This is a genomic window from Porphyromonas sp. COT-108 OH2963, assembly GCF_000768895.1.
Lineage (GTDB): Bacteria > Bacteroidota > Bacteroidia > Bacteroidales > Porphyromonadaceae > Porphyromonas_A > Porphyromonas_A canoris.
In genome coordinates this window covers 1-20,763 of the sequence record NZ_JRAP01000017.1, presented here as the reverse complement: position 1 = coordinate 20,763, position 20,763 = coordinate 1, and the positions used below count along the sequence as shown (strand labels likewise).

The window sequence follows — 20,763 nt, the reverse complement described above, 5'->3', positions numbered from 1 at the left end:
TTATCAGAGACCGAACTCGGCTTTTACCTTATCCACATAGTCCAACTTCTCCCATGTGAACAGCTCTACCTCTTTGGAGATGGTGCCATTGTATCTGGAATGGAAGTGTTTGATTACCTTTTTAGGTGTACGTCCCATGTGTCCATACCTTGCTGTTTCGCTGTATATAGGATGACGAAGCTGAAGACGATTCTCTATTGCATAAGGACGCATATCGAATATCTTCTCTATCTTTTGTGCGATCTCCGCATCTGACAGACTTACTTTACTTCTGCCATAAGTATTGACATAGATACTTGTAGGACGCGCCACTCCTATGGCGTAAGATACTTGAACAAGCACTTCATCCGCCACACCGGCTGCCACAAGATTCTTAGCGATGTGTCTGCAAGCATAAGCAGCCGAACGGTCTACCTTGCTCGGATCTTTACCGCTAAATGCTCCACCACCGTGAGAAGCCCTTCCGCCGTAGGTATCCACTATTATCTTTCGTCCGGTAAGACCGGTATCTCCGTGAGGACCGCCTATGACAAACTTACCCGTAGGATTGACATGAAGAATATAGTTATCGTCCAACAACGCTTGTACCGACTCGGGAAAAAGTGCCTTTGTACGTGGTATGAGTATGTTTCTGACATCTTCCTCTATCTTCTTCTGCATCTTTAAGTCTGCCTCAAGATGAGCTTCGGGAGTATTCTCTTCCGGTTGTATAAACTCATCGTGCTGTGTACTCACCACTATCGTATGGATACGAACAGGTTTTCTATCCTGACCATACTCTACGGTAACCTGACTTTTGGAGTCCGGTCTGAGGTAAGGCATCAAATGCAGCTCCTCTTTTCTTATATGGGCAAGCTCTTTCAGAAGTGCATGGGAAAACTCAAGAGAGATAGGCATATACATGGCGGTCTCATTGCTTGCATAGCCAAACATCATACCCTGATCCCCTGCTCCCTGATCTTCTACCTGCTCTCTTACGACGCCTCTGTTGATATCCGAACTCTGTTCATGTATGGCAGAGAGTACGCCGCAAGATTCGCTTTCAAATCTATACTCGCTCTTCGTGTATCCTATCTCTGCTATCACTTCGCGCACCACTTCTTGAACATCCACATAAGCATCCGAGCTTACCTCTCCTGCCACTACCACCTGTCCGGTAGTAACGAGTGTCTCACATGCTACCTTGGAAGAAGAATCTTGCGATAAGAAGTGATCCAAAATGGCATCCGATATCTGATCTGCCACCTTATCGGGATGCCCTTCCGATACAGACTCCGATGTAAATAAATAGTTCATATTATATCTGTTTTTGATGTTGTTATGGTATAAAAAATAAGTCCGTCTCTGTAAAACATTACACAGGGACAGACCTACAAAATAGAACCTATAAAATCTTACCTTATGAGATAAGCCTATGTTTTAGCATTTTTTTGTAGGTGGTTGCAAGCAATCAAATCTATCCACCGCTCTGTTTTATTGTTCCACAAAGGTAGATATATTCTTTCAATAAAGAAAATTTACCCTTATATATACCCTCTTTTAGGGAGGCGGCTTTTGCCTCTCTTCTTTAGTTTTCCACATTTTCAACACTCTTCATATACATCTGTTGTATTGATAGAATTGAAGTTGAAGAAAAGAAATAAAGAAGATAAAAACATACTCTCATATACTATGATAATAATGCCTGTTGGTATTGTGGAGAACTTTGAAGCATTTTAGTTACCAACAGTTATCAACATTTTATCAACAATCCGGTTTCTTTATAAAATGCTATATATCAGTATGGAAAATAGGGTTATCAAGACAGTGTGAATATCTTACATGGCTCTATGTTGAAAACTTTTTGTGTTGAAAACCCCTGTGAAACTTTTTAGAAACTTTTCTCTCTTCTGTTTGGATATATTGTTTACTATTATATACAGGATGATCTATTAGAAATCCAAATTTTAAGCCCAATAGTTTCTCTAAAGTTTTCAACAGCTTTTGAACAGAGTTATCCACAATTTCAGAAGACCATTTTTATATATTCCATACAGGTGTGAACGGCTAAAATCCGGGTCATTTTTTCTCATTCTATTTTGATCGGAGGGATCGTTTTCAGAGGGGTACCGGATTTGTTAAATCAGCCTGTTTTATTAACACAAATTTCGATACCTGTTAAGCAAAAACGGTAAACGAGCATATTGTTTCGGCTTAACGTGTTTAATTTTTCAATGAACACGTTTACCCATTTCATTTAATACGTTTACCGGATTCGATTAAAGTGTTTAGCCAAAATAGCTAAAATGTTAATAATCAATTATCTACCTGTTTTTGCCCTAAAATGCTCTTGAAAAGGCAAATTTCTTTATTAGGAAACGTTTACAGAGAAGAGTATTAAAATTCACACCAATTAACGCGAAAAAGCCCCATGAAATGGACTGAGAAAAATTTTTTCGCGAATTTGATATTTTTCATATCAAATTGAATATAAGATATTTATAATGATATACTTCTATTATTCTCTAATTTGACAGGTTGGATTTAAGGTTATAGGAGTAGAAAGTCAGGGGTTCATTTTTATATAAAAATACAAGGGAGAAGGAGTGGATTTTCGGATAAGCGAGTTTCCAAATGGCTCAATATACTTTACCTTTATCTTGGAACTTCTTGGAGTAAAACATTGCCAATACTTCATCACTTGTCTTACTGTAAACTCCTACTGAATCAATCTCAATACCAAAAGGAGGAATTTTTTCCAAGTCATGTATTACTTGCTCTTTGGAAAGATAATAAATATATCTTAGAGAATTTAATCTTTGGTGTAGACTTTCGTTTTTAAAGTAAATTACTTTCTTGTGGTCTTTAAAATTAGAACTAAATCTAATCATGTAAATCTCACTTTCGTTTGTTCTGAATACTTCCTTGAATTTTAAGGGACGTGCTTCAGGTTCACATTTAATACCGGACATCAAAATGACAAAAGCAGATATAAGGAAAATCTTATAGATCGTACTTACTGAACTTTTCATGAATTTGATCCTTTTTGGGTAGATATAATCTTACTAATTTCTCTTTAAGTACTTCAACCGATTTTAGATTTTGGTTTGGAAAAATAGTTGCTTCGTTGTGGTAGAAATATAACTAATATTTTGATACATAAAAAATTAGGAGAGGAAATATTATCTATCAAATGTTTGTTTAAGTCTTGCGGAACGAAGAAAAAACAGATGTTTTATTTGTTTTGGTTATCTCGTCAAGTTCATTTTTTCCCTGTTTGTAAGGATACTGATTGAGCTCTTTTTCTCTTACTACCACGTTATCTGTTTCCACTATATCCAGGTCAAGAGCTATCTCTCCATTACTCTTTTTTTTATCTCTTCCGAATATCGTTTCTATTGTTTTCAGAAGAAGAGAAAGCGCATCAAGGTCTAAAGAGATCTCTATCTTGTAAACTCCATTGGTGTAGACCTTACCGGTTCCTGATCCGTATCCGGGAGAGAGAAAAAAAGAGGAGGATATAAGATTTGGGAAGTAGGTGTTTCGGATCTCTTTCGTAACTTCTTGCATCTCCTCCGGAGAGCGTGTGGTAGATCCTACGTATATGTAATAGATGTGTGTCATAAAACAATGGTTCTAAGCGTGAAGAAGCAGAGTATGCTTTCTTTTGCTGTATATAAGATTGAGCATTACTCCTCTTATGGCAAGATAGAGCAGCATCGCTATCCAGAGAGTGGAGTTGGGATCTTGGGATGGTTCGATATATATAATCGTAAAATAGATGGAGACCGCTACGAGCATCGATATGAACATATCTTTTGTGAGGGTCAATCCTATGAATACACCGTCCCAAACAAAAGCAGTAAATCCGGCAATGGGAACAATCCAAATCCATACAAGGTAATGATCGGCGTATTCCAGCACTTCCGTTTTGTCCGTGAAGAGTCGGAGTATATGCTCTCCGGATAAGAAGTATATGCCGGAAGCGATAAGGGACAATAATAGTCCATATCCCAGCAGACGGTAGATGAATTTTTGTATCTCCACTCTTCTCTCTGCTCCAAAAAGGTGTCCTATGATAGCCTCTGCGGCATAAGCAAAACCATCTATAAAGTAGGAAAACAGGGATAGAAACTGCAATAGTATGGCATTGGCAGATAGAGCTATTTCACCTTCCGATGCTCCGTAATAAGTAAAATAGGTGTTGGTGATGACCAATAGCAAGGTACGCAGGAAGATAAAGAGATTGGTATGAAAAAACTTTCCTATTCCCTGTTTAAGTTCATCTGTTTTCCATGAGAAAGAGACCTTTTTTCCTCGTATGAACAGCCACCAAACGCCAAAGAGAAGAAGGATAAGACCCAACCAATGAGCTATGGCTGTTCCAAGTGCTATGCCTGTTATGCCCATATCCATTTGGAATGTAAACAGAGCAGAGAGCAGGATATTGGTAGTGTTTGTGAAGATAGCGATAGCCATCGGATACCAGCTGTTCTGCATGCCTATAATCCATCCGTTGAGAGCAAAATTGCATAACACTGCCGGAGCACCCCATATCACTATGAGGAAATAGTCTGTTGTGGTGCCTATCAGTTCGCCGTTGTTTTGGGACTCAAACGTTACGAAATCGAGTAGAAAATCTGCCAGCTGTTTTCCAAAAATAAGAAGCAGAAGTCCTATGAGACCACCTATGAGAAGAGATTGTTGGAGTATTCTTCCCATCTCTCTCTTATCTCCTTTTCCGCAAGCCTGAGCAGTGAGTCCGGTAGTACCCATACGGAGAAAGCCGAAAGTCCAGTACAGCATATTGAAAAGCGTAGCGGCAAGAGCCACGGCACCTATCTCGTGAACGTATTGGAGTCTTCCGGACATGCCGAGATCGAATATCCCCAGCAGCGGTACGGTGATATTGCTGAGGATATTGGGAATGGCAAGTTTCAGTATCCATTTATGAGCGGCTGCGGTAGAGTAGCGAGCTGTCTCCATAACTGAGAAATCTGTAGTCGTTTTTTAGGGCATGGTCATAGATTTTACACCATTCGTCTCCACCTCCTATAAAGGCAGAGATAAGCAGAAGAAGAGTGCTTTGCGGCTGGTGAAAGTTGGTGATCAACCGGTCTATAAGCCTGAACTCAAAACCGGGAGCTATCATGATTTCGGTGTGTCCTTCTATCTGATCCAAGCCGTTGGCATCCATATATTTCAAGATAGCTTCCAAAGCAGCTTGCACAGTGTGAGAATAGAGCTTTTGATAAGGCTCGAACTGCGCCACGAAAAGAGGTTCGGAGCTGTTTTCTATCAGATGAACACCGATGTAATAAAGGCTTTCGAGTGTGCGTGTGGAAGTGGTTCCCACTGCCGTTATACTGCCCAAATGAGCAAGCAGAGAGTCGATGGTGGCTCTCTGTACCACTATCATCTCTCTGTGCATTTCGTGTTGAGAGATCAGTTCACTCTTTACCGGTTTGAATGTTCCTGCTCCGACGTGAAGCGTCACGGGGGTTGTTTTTATCCCTTTTTGCCTTATGGCTTCCAATACATCGGGTGTAAAGTGGAGTCCTGCCGTTGGTGCAGCTACACTTCCATCCCATTTGGCGTAGACGGTTTGGTAGGTTTCGGAGTCGCACTCTTCTGTCTTTCTGTTGAGATAAGGCGGTATGGGAAGTTCGCCTGCCAACTCCAGTATTTCCGAAAAAGATACCGGGGCATCCCATGTAAAAGTAACATTCCTGCTGTCCGGAGTGGTGGATGGAGTGTATCTGGCATATACCGTTATCTCTTTTCCTTTTTCATCTTTCAGGGTAAGAGAGACGGAGGTGCCCGGTTTCCACTTTTTGGCATTTCCGACCAGGCATATCCATGTTACTTCTTGCTGTGTGGAGAGGTTGATCTCATAAGATTCGGGATAAAGCGGTTCAAGGCAGAAAATCTCTATTTGAGCCCCTGTCTCTTTCCGGAAATGGAGCCGAGCATGGATTACTTTCGTGTTGTTGAAAACCAAAAGAGAGTTTTCCGGAAGGAGTTCGGGCAGTTGATAAAAAGATCTGTCCTCCATCTCTCTGTTTTCATTAAACAGAAGCAGTTTGGAACTATCCCTCTCTTTCAAGGGATATTTGGCTATCCTCTCTTCAGGTAAATCGTAGTTGAAAGATTTTATCTCTATTGACTCTATCTGCTGTCGTTGCATACCCTATTATTTGTATTTGTAGGCAAAAATAGTGAACTTTGAAAGAGTGAAAAAATAGAGACGTGAATGAAAATAAAAATAGGAGATACAGTAAGATTTTTAGACAGTGTAGGAGGAGGAGTCGTTAAGGCTTTCTGCTCCGGAAATGTGGTTATGGTAGAGACCGAAGATGGTTTCGACGTTCCCGTTTACGAAAACGAGGTGGTAGTGATAACGCCCGGCAGCACGTTGGTTCCTAAAGCAGAGTTGAAACTTCCGGTTAAAGAGGAGGTTCGGGTGGAGCATAAACCAAAACCTGTTCACCCAAGACCCACTTCAAAAGCAGGAGAAAAACTCAATATTGTACTGGCATATCTGCCCGATGAAATAAATGAACTCGGAAAGTGTGGCTATGAGGCGTACATCGTAAACGAGAGCAACTATGACCTTTATCTCATTTACAGCACCGAGGATAGAGATACGGGAGAGAGAAAAATGCTCTTCAGCGGTAATATTCCATACGATTCGGTCGAGTACATAGAGTCTTTTGCCGTGGAAGATCTTTCGGATAGAAGACGCATTGCATGCCAGATCATTCCTTATAAAAGCGATACCAAATATGGAGCCAAACCCTGTATAGATGCAGTGGTAAAGCTGGAGCCGCAAAGATTTTTCAAGCGTCATGCTTTTGCTCCCAATCCTTACTTTGATGAGGGTGCCATTACATTCGTTTTGATGAATGATGATAAGGAGGCTCCTCGATTTGAGATCCGTTCGGAAGATATACAGAGTAAGATGGACGAAAAGATCAGGCAGGATCAGAAGATAAAAGCAAAAGCCAAGCCGGTGATAGACCCCAATGCTCCGCTGGTAGTGGATCTGCATCATCATGAACTGCTCGATACCACTGTGGGGATGGAACCTAAAGATATACTGGAGTATCAAAAACGAACCGTGATAGAGACTATGGAAGCCAATCTTAAGTTTCCGGGTAAAAAGATCATCTTTATTCACGGGAAAGGGGATGGCGTATTGAGAAAAGAGGTAGAGAAGATCATGAAGAGCAGGTATGACTTCTGCTCCATGCAGGATGCCTCTTTTCAGGAATACGGATTCGGTGCCACTCAAATCACCATAAGGAAAGAACAGCGCAAGCAGAAGTAAAATGGCGATAGAGAAAGAGCTGAAATACATTGCGAAAGAAGGATTTGAACCTTTAGCCATAAGGAAACAGGAGATGATTCAGGGTTATCTATGCTCGCATCATCAAGGATTAAATCTCACTCTTCGTGTTCGTGTGGCAGGAGATAAAGCCTATCTGACCATAAAAGGTATGCCGTTGGAGGAAGATCTTGCTTCCAGAAACGAATACGAATACGAGATTCCGCTAACGGATGCAAAGGAGATGCTTAAAATGTCTCTCTATCCGCCAATACATAAGATAAGATACTGGATACCCTGGGAAGGATACACCTTTGAAGTAGACAGATTTCTGGGAGAGAATGAAGGACTTATCACGGCAGAGGTAGAGCTGTCTCCGGGACAGGATCCTCCCGTAAATCTGCCGGAATGGATATGTGCCGAGGTTACGGGAAAAGGAAGATATTATAACAGTGCTCTCTCTCGTCTTCCGTTCAAACAATGGGACAGTAAAAGAAAGTCCCACTATACAAGCATTCAAGAACAACATAATACTATAAAGGAAAAATGAAGAAAACGATGATCTCAAAAGGTCTGAAAGGATTGATTGCAGCGGTAATATTGCTGGTTTGTTCCGGTGGTTATACTTCTGTTCGAGCCGACGAGGGTATGTGGCTATTACCTCTTATGAGTAAACAGAACTACAATAAGATGGTAAAAAAGGGATTGAAGCTCAGAGCTACCGATATATACAACCCCAATGGAACATCCATAAAGGATGCGATAGTGATCTTCGACAGAGGTTGTACAGGCAGTATTGTGTCGGACAAAGGACTTGTATTCACCAATCATCACTGCGGATACGATCAGATACGTGCGCATTCCACCGTGGATCAAAACTATTTGAGAGATGGTTTTTATGCTAACAGCATGAAGGATGAGCTTCCAAATCCGGGAACCACAGTAACATTTACGGAACGTATAGAAGATGTTACAAAGTATGTCGATACCTTTTTTGATAAACACAAGAACCTTTCTCCTAAAGCAACGGAAGCGGAAACACTCAAGCTGATAGGGGAAACATGGTACAAGGAGATCATTGGCGGAGAAATGCCGTTCGGTACACAGGTTTCTCTTCGTCCGTTCTATGAAGGGAACAAACACTATCTCTTTGTACAGAAAGTGTATCACGATATACGTCTTGTCGCGGCTCCGCCTTCTTGTGTAGGTAAATATGGTGAAGATACAGACAATTGGGTTTGGCCGAGACACTCCGGCGACTTCAGCGTTTTCCGTGTTTATACCGACAAGAATGGCAATCCGGCAAAGTACGATCCCGACAATATTCCTTTGAAACCAAGGAGATATCTTCAAGTTGCAAGTAAGCCCGTGGCAAAAGGAGAGTTTGCAATGGTTATAGGATTCCCGGGACGCACCAATCATTTCTACACTACAAGCGAAGTGGTAGAAAGAAGAGACATAGATAATGACATACGCATAAGAATGCGTGAGATAAGACAGAACAATCTCCTTGAAGAGATGCGCAAGGATGAAGCTCTGAATATCATGTATGCTTCCAAGTATGCGTACAGCACCAATGCTTATAAGAATGCCATAGGAAGTAATTGGGCTATAAATAAGATGCAGCTGGAGAAAGTGAAACAGGCACAGACCGACAAACTTATCCGATATGCCGAAAAGAACAATAAGCCGGAGTACAAAGCCGCAGTGGCAACCATAGAAAGAATGGTCAAGAACAGAGCACATGTCCGCAAGCAGATGTGGTTGATAGACGAAGCGTTGCTGAGAGCTGTGGAGGCTATATCCGTTCCGATCATTCCCAAAGAGGAGATAACCAAGCCGAATGTAGAGAAAGCTCTGAAAGCTTATGACGATTTCTTCAACAAAGATTACAGCAGAATGCTGGACGTTAAAGTCATGAAAGCGATGATCAGAGCTTACATGGTAGAAACAGATGTAAACGATCTTCCGGGTGCTTTAAAGGATGTAAAAAATGTAGAGAAGTATGTGGAGGATCTGTGGAACACTACCATCTATCGCAGCAGAGAGAGTTATCGCGAGTTTTTATTCAACTTCTCTCCTGAGGTTTACCTGAAAGATCCTTTGGTGCGTCTTGTTACTTCTGTGCGCAACAGATACAACGGACTGAAAGAAGCACTTGCTCAGGAAGACAAGTCTTTTGCAGAAGCAAGAAAGATATATGTCAAAGGATTGTTGGAAATGGAGGGAGAGCTGAATCTTTGGCCCGATGCCAACTCCACTCTTAGATATACTTTTGGTAAAGTAGAGGGTTACTCTCCGAAGGATAATGTGTTTTACGGACACTCTACAACAATGGAAGGTGTGCTGGAAAAATATGATCCCAATAACCCCGAGTACGCTCTTCTTCCCGATATAAAGGCTCTGGCAGAAAAGCCTGAGAATAGAAAGAAGCGTGTGAACTTCTGTGCTACAACGCATACTACGGGAGGAAATTCCGGAAGTCCCGTTATAGATGCTTATGGAAGACTTATCGGTCTTAACTTTGATAGAAACTGGGAAGGCGTTGGAGGGGATATACAATATCTGCCCAACTATCAGAGAAGCATCATTTGCGATGTGGATTATGTCCTTTTTATCCTAAATGATTACCTTGGAGCAGACAGACTCATCAAGGAGATGAAGATAAGAAGGTAACGGTACTCGTACACAACCTGCTTTTAACAGACTATTTACGAAAAGACTACATCTTGTCTCCTGGGTGAGTACAAGAGTAGTCTTTTTCTGTTCCGAAACAACAAATACAAGATGCAAAACAAAAAACAATTCTATGACTGGAAGAGAGTCTTGGGTACTCTTCTTCTCCTTTTTACTTTACCTCTCTTCTCTCGGTGCGATAGCACGAAGAAAGAGGATGTAACCCTGACCATCCTGCACACTACCGACCTGCATGGCAATGTTTTTCCGTACAACTTCATTCAGGATGAGCCGATGAAAGGGAGCTACTCCCGTATATCCACTTATGTAGATTCCGTCAGGAAGGCAGACAAGAACATGATTCTTCTTGATGCCGGAGACATTCTCCAAGGTCAACCAACGGCTTACTACTATAACTTTATAGATACGCTCTCTTCTCATCTTATGGCAGACGTGCTCAACTATCTGAAATACGATGCCGTAACAGTGGGAAATCACGACATAGAGACAGGGCATCCCGTCTATGACAGATTCGAAAAGGATTTGAAGATGCCGTTTTTGGCTGCCAATGTTACGGATACAGCCACAGGAAACCCTTACTTCCGCCCCTATACCACAATAGAGAAAGATGGCAAAAGGATAGTTATACTCGGTCTCACTACACCATCTGTACCGAACTTTCTTCCCGAGTCTCTGTGGAAAGGTATGCGCTTTGAAGATGTTGTAACAACGGCTCAAACATACATCCGAGAGATAAAAGAAAAGGAGTCTCCGGATATGATAGTTGCACTGCTGCACGCAGGAAGAGGGAAAAAATCCAATCTTGAGGAACCTCTGTTAGAGGATGCAGGCTATGCTCTCGCCACTCTCGTGCCGGAGATAGACCTTGTATGCTGTGGGCACGATCACGCTTCCTATATAGATTCCGTGGCACATCCTCAGCACCAAAAGCATACTTATGTCATCAATCCTGCTGCCGGAGGATCTTTTATCTCACAAACCAAAGTAACGTTTACCCCTAACGGCATTCGGATAGCGCCATCTCTCGTTCCTCTTGATAATACCAAGCCGTCCGAAGAGTTTATAGAAAAGTTCAAGAGTGAATACGATGCCGTGAAGAAGTTTATCTCTTCTCCGGTCGGTTTCACTACCGAACCGATCTCTTCCCGACCGGCATTCTTCGGACCGAGTGCCTTCGTGGATCTCATCCATCGGGTACAGCTCTCTCAGTTTGAAGATGCGGATATCTCTTTCTCTTCACCCCTTACCATGAACACAGAGGTCAGACAGGGAGAGATTTTGATGCGAGATCTTTTCAAGCTGTACAAGTATGAGAACACCACCTACCTCCTTTCTCTTTCGGGAGAAGAGGTCAGATCTGCGCTCGAATACTCCTACGCTTCCTGGATTCGTACCGCCAAGCCGGGAGAAGAGAGCTTTTTGCTCTTTAAGCAGAAAGAGACAGGGCACAAGATGACCAAGCTCCAAGAGCCGTACTACAACTTCGACTCCGCTCACGGCATACGCTACACGGTGGACATTACCAAGCCGGTAGGAGAGCGTGTAACGATACTTTCTCTCGAAGACGGCACACCGTTCAAGATGGATAATCAGTACAAAGTCGTTGTCAACTCCTATCGTGGAAGCGGTGGAGGCGGTATGCTCACAAAGGGTATCTCTTTAAGCAAAGAGCAGCTCAATGGTCGCATCCTGAGAACATCCGAAAAAGATCTTCGCTATCTCCTGATGCAATATTTGCAGACGCACAATCCTTTGACGCCCCGACCCTCTTCCACATGGAAGTTTGTCCCGGAAAATATGGCACGCACTGCGGCTGCAAAAGACAGTCTTTTACTTTTCACTCCGGAATCATAACACACCATGTTTACGTCGAACGAACAAGCGCAACTCATCACCCTTGCCAGAGAGCTTCTTTCTCACAAGGAAATCTCCGGGCATCCCAGTCGAAAATGGATCCTCGATACCATAAAGAGAAGTGTCGAAGAGGGACATCTCGATAGAGACAAGAACGGTATATCGGGGCTTCACAGGCATCTCCGCACTGCTATTTTCGCTCTTGAAGAGATCGGTCTTGGGGCAGACTGTGCCGTTGCCATACTCTTGTATCGTTCGGCACACAAGGGAGGACTTTCGCTTCAAGAGATCTCCAAAAATGTGGGAGAAAAGGTAGCGCACATGATAGCCCTGTTGCTCAAGACATCGGAGCTTTATGCCAGAAACACGGCAATAAACTCCGAGAACTTCCGCAACCTTCTGCTCTCTTTTGCCGAAGATATCAGAGTCATCCTCATCATGCTTGCCGATCGTATGGTACTCCTTCGTCTTGTGAACAAGATACCGGACGACTCTTTTCGCATTGCTCTTGCCATGGAGGTCTCTTTCCTTTATGCTCCTCTTGCACACAGGCTCGGCTTGTATGTTATCAAGAGCGAGATGGAGGATCTCTGCTTGAAATATACGGACAGAGAGACTTTCGACTTCATCAAAAAGAAGCTCAACGAGACGAAAAGAGATAGAGACGCCTACATTGCAAGATTTATAGCTCCTATCAAGGAGCGACTGCAAAAAGAGGGACTGCGATTCCAGATAAAAGGGAGAACCAAATCCATATCCTCCATTCGGAATAAGCTCAAAAAGCAACAGATCGAGTTCGAGAACATTTACGATTTGTTTGCCATACGCATTGTGATAGATGCTCCGGTGCAGAGAGAAAAGTCGCTCTGTTGGCAAGCCTACTCGGTTGTAACGGACATGTACAGACCCAATCCGCAGAGGCTCAAAGACTGGATTTCCGCGCCCAAGAGCAACGGCTACGAGAGTCTGCACATAACCGTGATGGGTCCGGAGAACAGATGGGTCGAGGTACAGATCCGTACCGAACGTATGGACGAGATTGCCGAAAAAGGTCTTGCCGCCCACTGGAGGTACAAAGGCATCAAGTCGGAAGACTCTTTGGATGAGTTCATGAAAGGTGTTCGCCAGCTTTTAGAAGATAAAGAGCATCAGAGTGCCGACCTTATCAAAGAGTTTAAGATGGACATCTACGACAAGGAGATCTATGTCTTTACTCCCAAAGGCGAGCTTATCAATCTTCCCAAAGGTGCCACCGTGCTCGACTTTGCCTTTGCCATCCACTCCGGTCTGGGGTTGAGATGTGTCGGAGGTAACGTCAATGGCAAGAATGTTACCATTAAGTATGTACTCAATAACGGAGACAGTGTCCGCATTCTCACTTCCGGAACGCAGGAGGCTAAGCCGGACTGGCTCAAGTTTGTACAGACAGCCAAAGCGCGGAGCAAGATCAAGCAGAGTCTTAGAGAGAAGTCGGCAAAGTCCATAGAGTTTACCAAGGAGGAGCTGGCACGTCGATTCAAGAACAGAAAAGTGGAGCTGGACGATGCCGAACTCTTCCGTTTTATCAAAAAGAAAGGCTTCCGCACCGTTACAGACTTCTATCTTGCACTTGCAGAAGGCAGTATAAGTCTCAATCAGGTAGTGGACGAGTACAAGCAGATCATAGATGAAAAGAGCATCCCGGCAGAGAGCCGCACCCAACGCAGTGCGGAAACATTTGTCCGTACCACTCTTCCGGAAGAGATCGCACAGGGTCAGGATGTCCTCGTCATAGACAAAAACCTTACCGGCATAGAGTACCATCTGGCGAAGTGTTGCAAGCCGATCTTCGGGGATAAAGTCTTTGCCTATGTCTCCACCAACGGTATCAAGGTGCATCGTATGGACTGCCCCAACGCTCCCGATCTTTTCCAACGCTTCGGATACCGCATCCTTCAAGCCCAATGGGCAGGGGCAGGAAATGCCGGATACGAGGTTACTCTCCGTGTGGTGGGCAATGACGATATATCCATAGTCTCCAACATCACCGGGAATATATCCAAGATAGAACAGGTAACCCTGCGCAGCTTCAACATAGAGTCGCATGACGGTCTCTTTGTGGGTACGTTTGTGGTCTATCTGAAAGACTATAATGCCCTTACCTCTCTTACCAAAAGGGTCATGGCGGTCAAGGGTGTAAAGTCCGTTGAACGCATATAGCCCTACTCCTAAAGGAGGCAGAAAGAGAAACAACGAGTACGGATCAAAATCTTTACCTCTTGATAATCTTTCGGATACAAAGACATTTCTTTTGTGTAACTTTGCAGGACAAGTATGTTCCGTAAATTATTATAATAGACAAGCATGGCAATAATAGAAAACTTCAACTTCAAAGGGAAGAAGACCTTTGTTCGTGTGGACTTCAATGTTCCTCTCGACGAACACTTCAACATTACAGACGACACTCGTATGCGTGCCGCCCTCCCCACTCTGAACAAAATCTTGAACGACGGAGGAAGACTCATCGTGGGCTCCCATCTTGGACGCCCGAAAGGTGTATCCGATGCACTCTCGCTTTCTCATATCGTAGAGCATCTGTCGAAGCTGTTGGGTCGCCCCGTGAAGTTTGTCAAAGACTCTGTCGGTTCGGCGGTAGAGGCAGAAGTGGAAGCACTCAAAGAGGGAGAGATCCTGTTGCTCGAAAACCTTCGCTTCTATGCGGAAGAAGAGGGAAAGCCTCGCGGACTGAAAGAAGATGCTACCGATGAGGAGAAAGCCGCGGCTAAGAAAGAGATCAAGGCGAAGCAAAAAGAGTTTGCAAAGGCTCTTGCCGACCTTGCCGACGTTTATGTCAACGATGCTTTCGGTACTGCTCACAGAGCACATGCCTCTACGGCACTCATGGCAGACCACTTCGATAAAGATCACAAGATGTTCGGCTTCCTCATGGGAAAAGAAGTAGAAGCCGTTCGCAATGTGTTGGATAACATTAAACGCCCGTTCACAGCCATCATGGGAGGCAGCAAGGTATCTTCCAAGATAGGTATCATCGAAAATCTTCTCGATAAAGTGGACAACCTTATCGTATGCGGTGGTATGACCAACACCTTTACCAAAGCAAGAGGAGGCGAGATAGGCAACTCCATAGTAGAGTTGGACAAGCTCGATGTAGCTCTTGCCATTTTGGAAAAAGCCAAAGCAAAGGGTGTGAATCTTCTTTTACCTGTGGACTCTGTCGTGGCAGACGATTTTAGCAACGATGCTAAACATCAGGTCGTAAAGAGCAATGAGATCCCTGCCGGTTGGGAAGGAATGGACATCGGTCCCGAGACAAGAAAAATGTTCGGAAAGGTTATCGAAGAGTCCAAAACCATTCTTTGGAACGGTCCTTGCGGTGTCTTCGAGATGGATACCTTTGCAGAAGGATCACGAGAAGTGGCTCTCTCCATCGTGGAAGCCACCAAGAAAGGAGCTTTCTCACTGATAGGCGGAGGAGACTCTGTGGCTTGCGTCAATAAGTTCGACCTTGCAGACCAAGTCTCGTACGTATCTACCGGAGGTGGTGCTCTTTTGGAAGCAATCGAAGGAATAGAGCTTCCGGGTATTGCGGCTATCAATAAGTAAATCTCTTTGTACAACGATAAAAAGCCTCTATCCTGATGGATGGAGGCTTTTTTATTGTCCCATTCACAGAGACACGTTTCTACTGCTCGTTTTCAATCCCTTGGTAAGCAGACGGAACACCCCTCCGGCATCGCTTTTGCTCTCTCGAAGATCTCCCGGAGCAAGTAGAGAGCACCAACCCACTCCCCTCTTTTTGCGTGCAGCTCCGTATGGAAAAAGACTCTCCCTTTTTCGCATCATTCCCCAAACACTTTAATATCTTTCTCTATACCTGTTCATATCTTTCTCCGAACCTGTCCGAATCTGCAAACCAAACCTTGCTTCTCGTACATCAACGCTTGATTTCTAAAAACCAAGCCCCGACTTCTCAAAGTCAAACCTTGATTTCCTCACTTCAACCCACGATTTCCAATCTTAAACCCGATCAGGCAGATTTACAAACGTATATAAACTGAAAACTTATAACTTTTACAGGCATTCCGAAGGAGAAAAGAGAAGATTCTAAATACTGTGATCTTGATTGCCGGACAGAGCAGACAGATGACACAATAGAGTTGCTGCCGAGATTTATAAAGGATGGTTTTGTATAATTAGGCACTTTTTTTAACTTTGCCTCCAATAAATATCAGATCTCCGAAAGCATCCGACTCACCTCTTTGAAAGGAGCAGAACCAAGCCGATTACTGACTTTTATCTCCCCGAAATCCGGTGTTTGATGCTTTTGATAAGGTCATGAATCCGGACTATTCTAAATCTCGGCTAAAATGAAACGAACCAAGCTCCTGTTTGCTATCTTGTGCACTCTTTTTTTTATCTCGGCTACGGCTCAATCTTTACGTGTAGAGGGTTTTGTCCGACTCACACCCAAAGAACCGCTTGAATTTGCTTTGGTTGCACTTTATGCGCCGAATGCCTCACAGCCTCTTCGGTTCACTTATACCGATAAAAGAGGCTACTACTCGATGGCAATACCCTCTTCTGACAAATATATTGTGGAGGCACGCTATGTGGGGTACAAAAAAGAGAGGAAAGAGATACAGATAAAACCGGAGTCGCCCCTGTTGCGTCAAGATTTTGAGCTGGGATCTCCGGAGGGAGAAGTGGGAGAAGTGGTCGTGCTGGGAAAGGCTAAGGAGGGAATAGATAAGAAGAGCTACTATTTCAAGCCTAATCAGATAGCTTTGGCACAAAATCTGTTGGATTTGGCTTTAACGCTGCCTCAGGTGAAAGCAAGTGCCCGAACGGGAGAAATTGTCTCTGCTTCCGGTGATGTTGCACCTGTTGTTCTTATCAATGGTCGGCATGCCACTCACGAAGAGCTGCGCTCCATACCTCCCGGTAAGATAATCCGCATAGACTATTTCGACATAGCGCCTGAGAGATACAACACGAGAGGAAGTGTGATAGATGTTGTTACCAAACCTCTTGATGACGGTCATCAAGCCGGAGTAGAAGGGATGACCTCTCCTCTATATACGGATGTCATTGCAAACGGCTATTATAGCTACAATAGAGGGATGCACAGACTTAAACTCTTTCTCAAGGGACTGTACAGGAATACAAGATTGGGAGAGAAGGATGAACAGAGCACGCGGTACGAAGCAGATCAGCCATACTCTTTCCGAACAGAGGGTATCTCACACAAACGTCTCGAAAACTATCTGTTCAAAACGGCTTATTCTCTGAACCAACCCAATAAACACTATCTGGAGATTGCTCTCTCTTCTTCTCTGGAGAAGGTGGGCGACAACCGGGAGTATGATGCATACAGCCGAAAAGGAGCGCAGGAGGTGTTGCGTAAAGGATATACCAACAGCTTGGGCAAAGTGTTCACGCCGGTCATTGATCTCTATTACGACCGGACATTGACGGGAGGACGCAGACTCTTTTCCAATGTCGTATATACCTACAATACGCTCCACTCCGATTATGATCTGAGTGAGCGGAACGAAACGAACCATGCAGATGCTTTGCGTGAACGGATAGAAGGGGGCACTTCCAAGCATTCCGTGATAGGGCAGGTGGAATATGCTCATCCGTTTAAGAACAGCAGATTGTACATCGGAACTCAAATGATGTACTCCCAAGCCTCCTTTGCCATAAAGGGAACAAGCACGGGAGAGAGCGTGGATCTGCAACGTCAGTTCCGAGATCAACTTTATCTGACATGGGAGGGCAACAGAAAGCGTTTCTTTTACCGTATTGTCCCTGCCGTCTCGATGCACTATGCTTCAGCCCACAGAGGGCTTGAAGAGGATCGGCTTCGCTTTTACTTCAATCCGAGAGCCTTAGCAGGCTATAATCTGCCTCATGGTCATCGGTTGAGATTGGAGGTTGAAACAGCCAATCTTATCCCGGATTTGGGTAGTACAACCGAAGTAACGCGGCAGGTTCGAGAGGGATTTTTTGTGAGAAATAACCCTCTTCTCCAAAACAGTTATCTCTCAACGGGGCGTCTCTATTACGATTGGGGTAATGACTATGTGGATCTGTCCGGTCGGCTGGTCTATAATCACACCTCCGGAGATTGGATTACGACATTTTTGAAAGAGAGGATCAATGGTAAGGAGGCTGTTGTTCAACAACGGATCAATGCTCTCTACTCCGAATCTTTAGCTTTACGCACATCGGTTTCTATCAAGCCATTTGGCAATGAGCAGCTGCAAATACGTCTATATGCTCAGCCTCGATATCAGCACTATTCTGTTTCCAAAGATCAACAACTCTCTTTCTTCTCCATCCCTTCCGGCATTAGTCTTCTCTATCAAAAAGATCGTTGGGGAGTGCAGGGAGATTTGGATCTGCCTTATAAGAGGCTGTACAGCTACTTTATTTCATCTTCCGGTTTTTATAGCTCGCTGTCCGGTTTCTGGAGAAAAGGTTCATGGAATGTCCGGTTGGCATTGGAAAATCTGTTTGTCCCCGAACTCTCTGTCACTGAAAACCACTCCTTTCTCCGTTTACAAGAGACCACACGCTCCATAAAGAGAGACAACTTTTGGAAAGGAAGCATTGCACTGACTTATTATTTCTCTATCGGTAAGGAGTATAGAGGTGGTAAGTCCCTTGAAAATGAAGATCTCGACAGGGGTGAATTCTAAATAAAATCAGATATAAACAACTTCAAAGCCGCTTTTTAAGCAGGTGTGCCGAAGTGAAAGAACACCTCAAAAACGAGCGAAAGATGTGTTAATCCGGTATATATAACATTCTGTAAAAAGGTATCAGAAATATCAACTATCTTTGTTGAAACGAACACTCCGTAATATAAATGATACCAATAACCCTGAATCTAAAGGGAAAACTTTATAATCTGACAAGTGAGCCCATCGTAATGGGTATTATGAACACGACTCCCGACTCTTTCTACTCGGGAAGTCGTACAGCTTTAAGGGAAGAGAGTATTCTTGCCAAAGCGGAACAGATGATTTTAGAAGGGGCTTCGATTCTCGATATCGGAGGCTACTCTACCCGTCCCGGAGCCTCTCCCATATCGGAAGAGGAAGAGTGGAAGCGTGTAGAACCGGCACTGAAAGCTTTGGAAAGGGAGTATCCGACCCTTCCGCTGTCTGTGGATACATTTAGAGCCGGTGTGGCTCGAAGGGCTGTGGAAAAGTATGGAGCAGCCATTATCAATGATGTTTCGGGTGGAACATTGGATGATGATATGTTCGACACGATGGCAAAACTTCAAGTGCCTTATATCTTGATGCACATGAGAGGAACTCCATCAACGATGTCTTCGCTTGCTCAATACGAAGATGTTACTCTCGATGTTATAAGAGATCTGGAGGCTAAAAGGCATCAGCTTCGCTCTCTCGGTTTTCAAGCCGATATCATAATGGATCCCGGTTTCGGATTCAGCAAGAATATTGCACAAAACTATGAGATGCTTCACAATCTTAGATGGTTTGAGGTGTTTAATGCTCCTTTACTCGTAGGAATATCAAGGAAAAAGATGATATGGGAACTGCTTGAGATCTCTCCGGAAGATGCTCTTAATGGTACTACCATACTTAATACCGCAGCTCTTCTCAATGGTGCGCATATTCTCCGAGTCCATGATGTGAGAGCGGCTAAAGAGGTGGTGAGAATAGTGCAAGCAATAGTTGATCCTACGAACCTAACATCACGACTATAATATATGAGTTGGTTTCAATTTGGCATAAAGGATTTTATTGACATCCTTCTGGTTACGATCCTGATGTATCAGGTACAAAAGTCTCTGCGATCCTCCGGATCTAAGACTCTTTTCTACGGATTGCTGGCATTTTTAGTGATCTCAATGGTTGTCTCTTTCCTTAAGATGCGTCTTCTCGGCTCTATTTTGGATTTTGTCTCAACGGGAGGAGTTGTGCTTGTCGTAATTCTTTTTCAAGATGATATAAAGAGATTTCTGACTCTGCTTGGCTCTCGTGGTCGCTGGTCGCATCTGTTTAAGGTGTTTCTTAAAGGGGCAGATAATAATACGCAAGTTACTGCAGAGATCGCTGCCATCACTCTCGCCTGTCTCAATATGAGTAGGAAAAAGAGCGGAGCGCTCATCGTAATCAAACAAAAAGATGGTCTTGAGCAATATGAACATACGGGTGAGCGTATAGATGCAGCCGTTAATGCCCGTCTGATCGAAAATATTTTCTTCAAGAACAGTCCCCTGCATGACGGGGCGATGATCATTAGCGGTAAGAGAATTGTATCTGCCGGCTCTATCCTTCCGGTATCTCATTCTTCTGAAATACCCAAGGAGATGGGACTGAGACACCGCTCCGGTCTCGGCATGGCAACGGCTACCGATGCCAAGGTGATTATCATTTCTGAAGAGAGAGGTAAGATATCCATTGCTCACAAAGGAGTGCTCACTCCTAATATTTCTACGGAAGATCTTCAGAAGTTTTTACAGCAGAAATAGGCGCTGTTCTCAATAATAGTTTTGAGAGAGTAAAAATATTTTTCTCTTTTTGTTTGGCTATTAAAAAAGATATTGTACCTTTGCATCCCCAAAACGAATGAGAGGCTGTGGTGACAGCGATGTCCGTTCGTTGAAATGAGAGTTAGAAAAATTTTTGAGAAAAATTTTTGAGATAAGAAAAGTTGTTGTAACTTTGCTCTCCGGACTCCCTTATGTAGGAGAGTCTTTGAACTGAGATCATAGATATATTGGATACAAGATTTTCAACAAGTAGTACAAGGGAAATATCTCTATGTTAAGTAGAGGACATTACCCGTCAACTATTACCTGGGAAATAGAGTAAGGATACTGAGCATAGGAATAAATAGAAACAAAATGACAAAGAAGAGTTTGA

General features: G+C 43.7%; 15 protein-coding genes. 9 read left to right on the top strand and 6 right to left on the bottom strand.

All coding sequences use genetic code 11. From position 1 onward, the window contains the following. Positions 1-3: 3 nt before the first annotated feature. From metK to HQ39_RS08550, 5 genes are all read right to left on the bottom strand, one after another. Positions 4-1,296, bottom strand: coding sequence for a methionine adenosyltransferase (gene metK, locus HQ39_RS08570; RefSeq protein WP_036865466.1), 1,293 nt, complete (start codon positions 1,294-1,296; stop codon positions 4-6). Positions 1,297-2,618: 1,322 nt separating this feature from the next. Then, complete coding sequence (locus HQ39_RS08565) at positions 2,619-3,011, bottom strand: hypothetical protein (protein ID WP_036865464.1); 393 nt, start codon at positions 3,009-3,011, stop codon at positions 2,619-2,621. A gap of 169 nt (positions 3,012-3,180) precedes the next feature. Beyond that, on the bottom strand, positions 3,181-3,603 hold the full coding sequence (locus HQ39_RS08560) for a 2-amino-4-hydroxy-6-hydroxymethyldihydropteridine diphosphokinase (RefSeq protein ID WP_036865462.1): 423 nt from the start codon (positions 3,601-3,603) through the stop codon (positions 3,181-3,183). Positions 3,604-3,615: 12 nt separating this feature from the next. Then, positions 3,616-4,965, bottom strand: a complete 1,350-nt coding sequence (locus tag HQ39_RS08555; RefSeq protein ID WP_036865461.1) for an MATE family efflux transporter — start codon at positions 4,963-4,965, stop codon at positions 3,616-3,618. After that, complete coding sequence (locus HQ39_RS08550; RefSeq protein WP_036865460.1) at positions 4,928-6,166, bottom strand: S-adenosylmethionine:tRNA ribosyltransferase-isomerase; 1,239 nt, start codon at positions 6,164-6,166, stop codon at positions 4,928-4,930. Before HQ39_RS08550 ends, HQ39_RS08555 begins: the two co-directional genes overlap by 38 nt. A gap of 66 nt (positions 6,167-6,232) precedes the next feature. Here HQ39_RS08550 and HQ39_RS08545 point away from each other — a divergent pair, with 66 nt between their 5' ends. The 6 genes from HQ39_RS08545 (at position 6,233) to HQ39_RS08520 (ending at position 15,460) form a co-directional block, all read left to right on the top strand. After that, positions 6,233-7,309: a DUF2027 domain-containing protein gene (locus HQ39_RS08545; RefSeq protein WP_036790795.1), complete on the top strand. Its 1,077-nt coding sequence runs from the start codon at positions 6,233-6,235 to the stop codon at positions 7,307-7,309. A 1-nt stretch (position 7,310) separates the two neighbouring features. After that, the gene (locus tag HQ39_RS08540) at positions 7,311-7,856 is read left to right on the top strand and encodes a CYTH domain-containing protein (RefSeq protein ID WP_052079565.1); all 546 of its coding nucleotides are present in this window, start codon (positions 7,311-7,313) and stop codon (positions 7,854-7,856) included. Further along, complete coding sequence (locus HQ39_RS08535; protein ID WP_036865458.1) at positions 7,853-9,982, top strand: S46 family peptidase; 2,130 nt, start codon at positions 7,853-7,855, stop codon at positions 9,980-9,982. The genes HQ39_RS08540 and HQ39_RS08535 overlap by 4 nt, the downstream gene beginning before the upstream one ends. Before the next feature lie 111 nt (positions 9,983-10,093). Continuing rightward, on the top strand, positions 10,094-11,857 hold the full coding sequence (locus HQ39_RS08530) for a bifunctional metallophosphatase/5'-nucleotidase (protein ID WP_036865457.1): 1,764 nt from the start codon (positions 10,094-10,096) through the stop codon (positions 11,855-11,857). A gap of 6 nt (positions 11,858-11,863) precedes the next feature. Further along, positions 11,864-14,056 (top strand): RelA/SpoT family protein, encoded by a 2,193-nt coding sequence (locus tag HQ39_RS08525; RefSeq protein ID WP_036865455.1) that lies wholly within the window; start codon positions 11,864-11,866, stop codon positions 14,054-14,056. Positions 14,057-14,200: 144 nt separating this feature from the next. Beyond that, complete coding sequence (locus HQ39_RS08520) at positions 14,201-15,460, top strand: phosphoglycerate kinase (RefSeq protein WP_036849327.1); 1,260 nt, start codon at positions 14,201-14,203, stop codon at positions 15,458-15,460. 63 nt (positions 15,461-15,523) lie between these two features. On the opposite strand, the gene HQ39_RS09630 is transcribed toward HQ39_RS08520, so the two are convergent. Further along, complete coding sequence (locus HQ39_RS09630) at positions 15,524-15,700, bottom strand: hypothetical protein (protein ID WP_160216122.1); 177 nt, start codon at positions 15,698-15,700, stop codon at positions 15,524-15,526. A 524-nt stretch (positions 15,701-16,224) separates the two neighbouring features. On the opposite strand from HQ39_RS09630, the gene HQ39_RS08515 reads away from it, so the two are divergent. From HQ39_RS08515 to cdaA, 3 genes are all read left to right on the top strand, one after another. Then, positions 16,225-18,561, top strand: coding sequence for a carboxypeptidase regulatory-like domain-containing protein (locus tag HQ39_RS08515; RefSeq protein ID WP_036865453.1), 2,337 nt, complete (start codon positions 16,225-16,227; stop codon positions 18,559-18,561). A gap of 170 nt (positions 18,562-18,731) precedes the next feature. Next, positions 18,732-19,601, top strand: coding sequence for a dihydropteroate synthase (folP, locus tag HQ39_RS08510; protein ID WP_036865451.1), 870 nt, complete (start codon positions 18,732-18,734; stop codon positions 19,599-19,601). A 3-nt stretch (positions 19,602-19,604) separates the two neighbouring features. Further along, positions 19,605-20,369 (top strand): diadenylate cyclase CdaA, encoded by a 765-nt coding sequence (gene cdaA, locus HQ39_RS08505; protein ID WP_036790775.1) that lies wholly within the window; start codon positions 19,605-19,607, stop codon positions 20,367-20,369. Positions 20,370-20,763 lie beyond the last annotated feature (394 nt).

Bases quoted from the DNA above. Each gene is read 5' to 3' on its own strand.
- metK (WP_036865466.1), bottom strand. From the start codon at position 1,296: ATGAACTATTTATTTACATCGGAGTCTGTATCGGAAGGGCATCCCGAT.
- HQ39_RS08565 (WP_036865464.1), bottom strand. From the start codon at position 3,011: ATGAAAAGTTCAGTAAGTACGATCTATAAGATTTTCCTTATATCTGCT.
- HQ39_RS08560 (WP_036865462.1), bottom strand. From the start codon at position 3,603: ATGACACACATCTATTACATATACGTAGGATCTACCACACGCTCTCCG.
- HQ39_RS08555 (WP_036865461.1), bottom strand. From the start codon at position 4,965: ATGGAGACAGCTCGCTACTCTACCGCAGCCGCTCATAAATGGATACTG.
- HQ39_RS08550 (WP_036865460.1), bottom strand. From the start codon at position 6,166: ATGCAACGACAGCAGATAGAGTCAATAGAGATAAAATCTTTCAACTAC.
- HQ39_RS08545 (WP_036790795.1), top strand. From the start codon at position 6,233: ATGAAAATAAAAATAGGAGATACAGTAAGATTTTTAGACAGTGTAGGA.
- HQ39_RS08540 (WP_052079565.1), top strand. From the start codon at position 7,311: ATGGCGATAGAGAAAGAGCTGAAATACATTGCGAAAGAAGGATTTGAA.
- HQ39_RS08535 (WP_036865458.1), top strand. From the start codon at position 7,853: ATGAAGAAAACGATGATCTCAAAAGGTCTGAAAGGATTGATTGCAGCG.
- HQ39_RS08530 (WP_036865457.1), top strand. From the start codon at position 10,094: ATGCAAAACAAAAAACAATTCTATGACTGGAAGAGAGTCTTGGGTACT.
- HQ39_RS08525 (WP_036865455.1), top strand. From the start codon at position 11,864: ATGTTTACGTCGAACGAACAAGCGCAACTCATCACCCTTGCCAGAGAG.
- HQ39_RS08520 (WP_036849327.1), top strand. From the start codon at position 14,201: ATGGCAATAATAGAAAACTTCAACTTCAAAGGGAAGAAGACCTTTGTT.
- HQ39_RS09630 (WP_160216122.1), bottom strand. From the start codon at position 15,700: ATGATGCGAAAAAGGGAGAGTCTTTTTCCATACGGAGCTGCACGCAAA.
- HQ39_RS08515 (WP_036865453.1), top strand. From the start codon at position 16,225: ATGAAACGAACCAAGCTCCTGTTTGCTATCTTGTGCACTCTTTTTTTT.
- folP (WP_036865451.1), top strand. From the start codon at position 18,732: ATGATACCAATAACCCTGAATCTAAAGGGAAAACTTTATAATCTGACA.
- cdaA (WP_036790775.1), top strand. From the start codon at position 19,605: ATGAGTTGGTTTCAATTTGGCATAAAGGATTTTATTGACATCCTTCTG.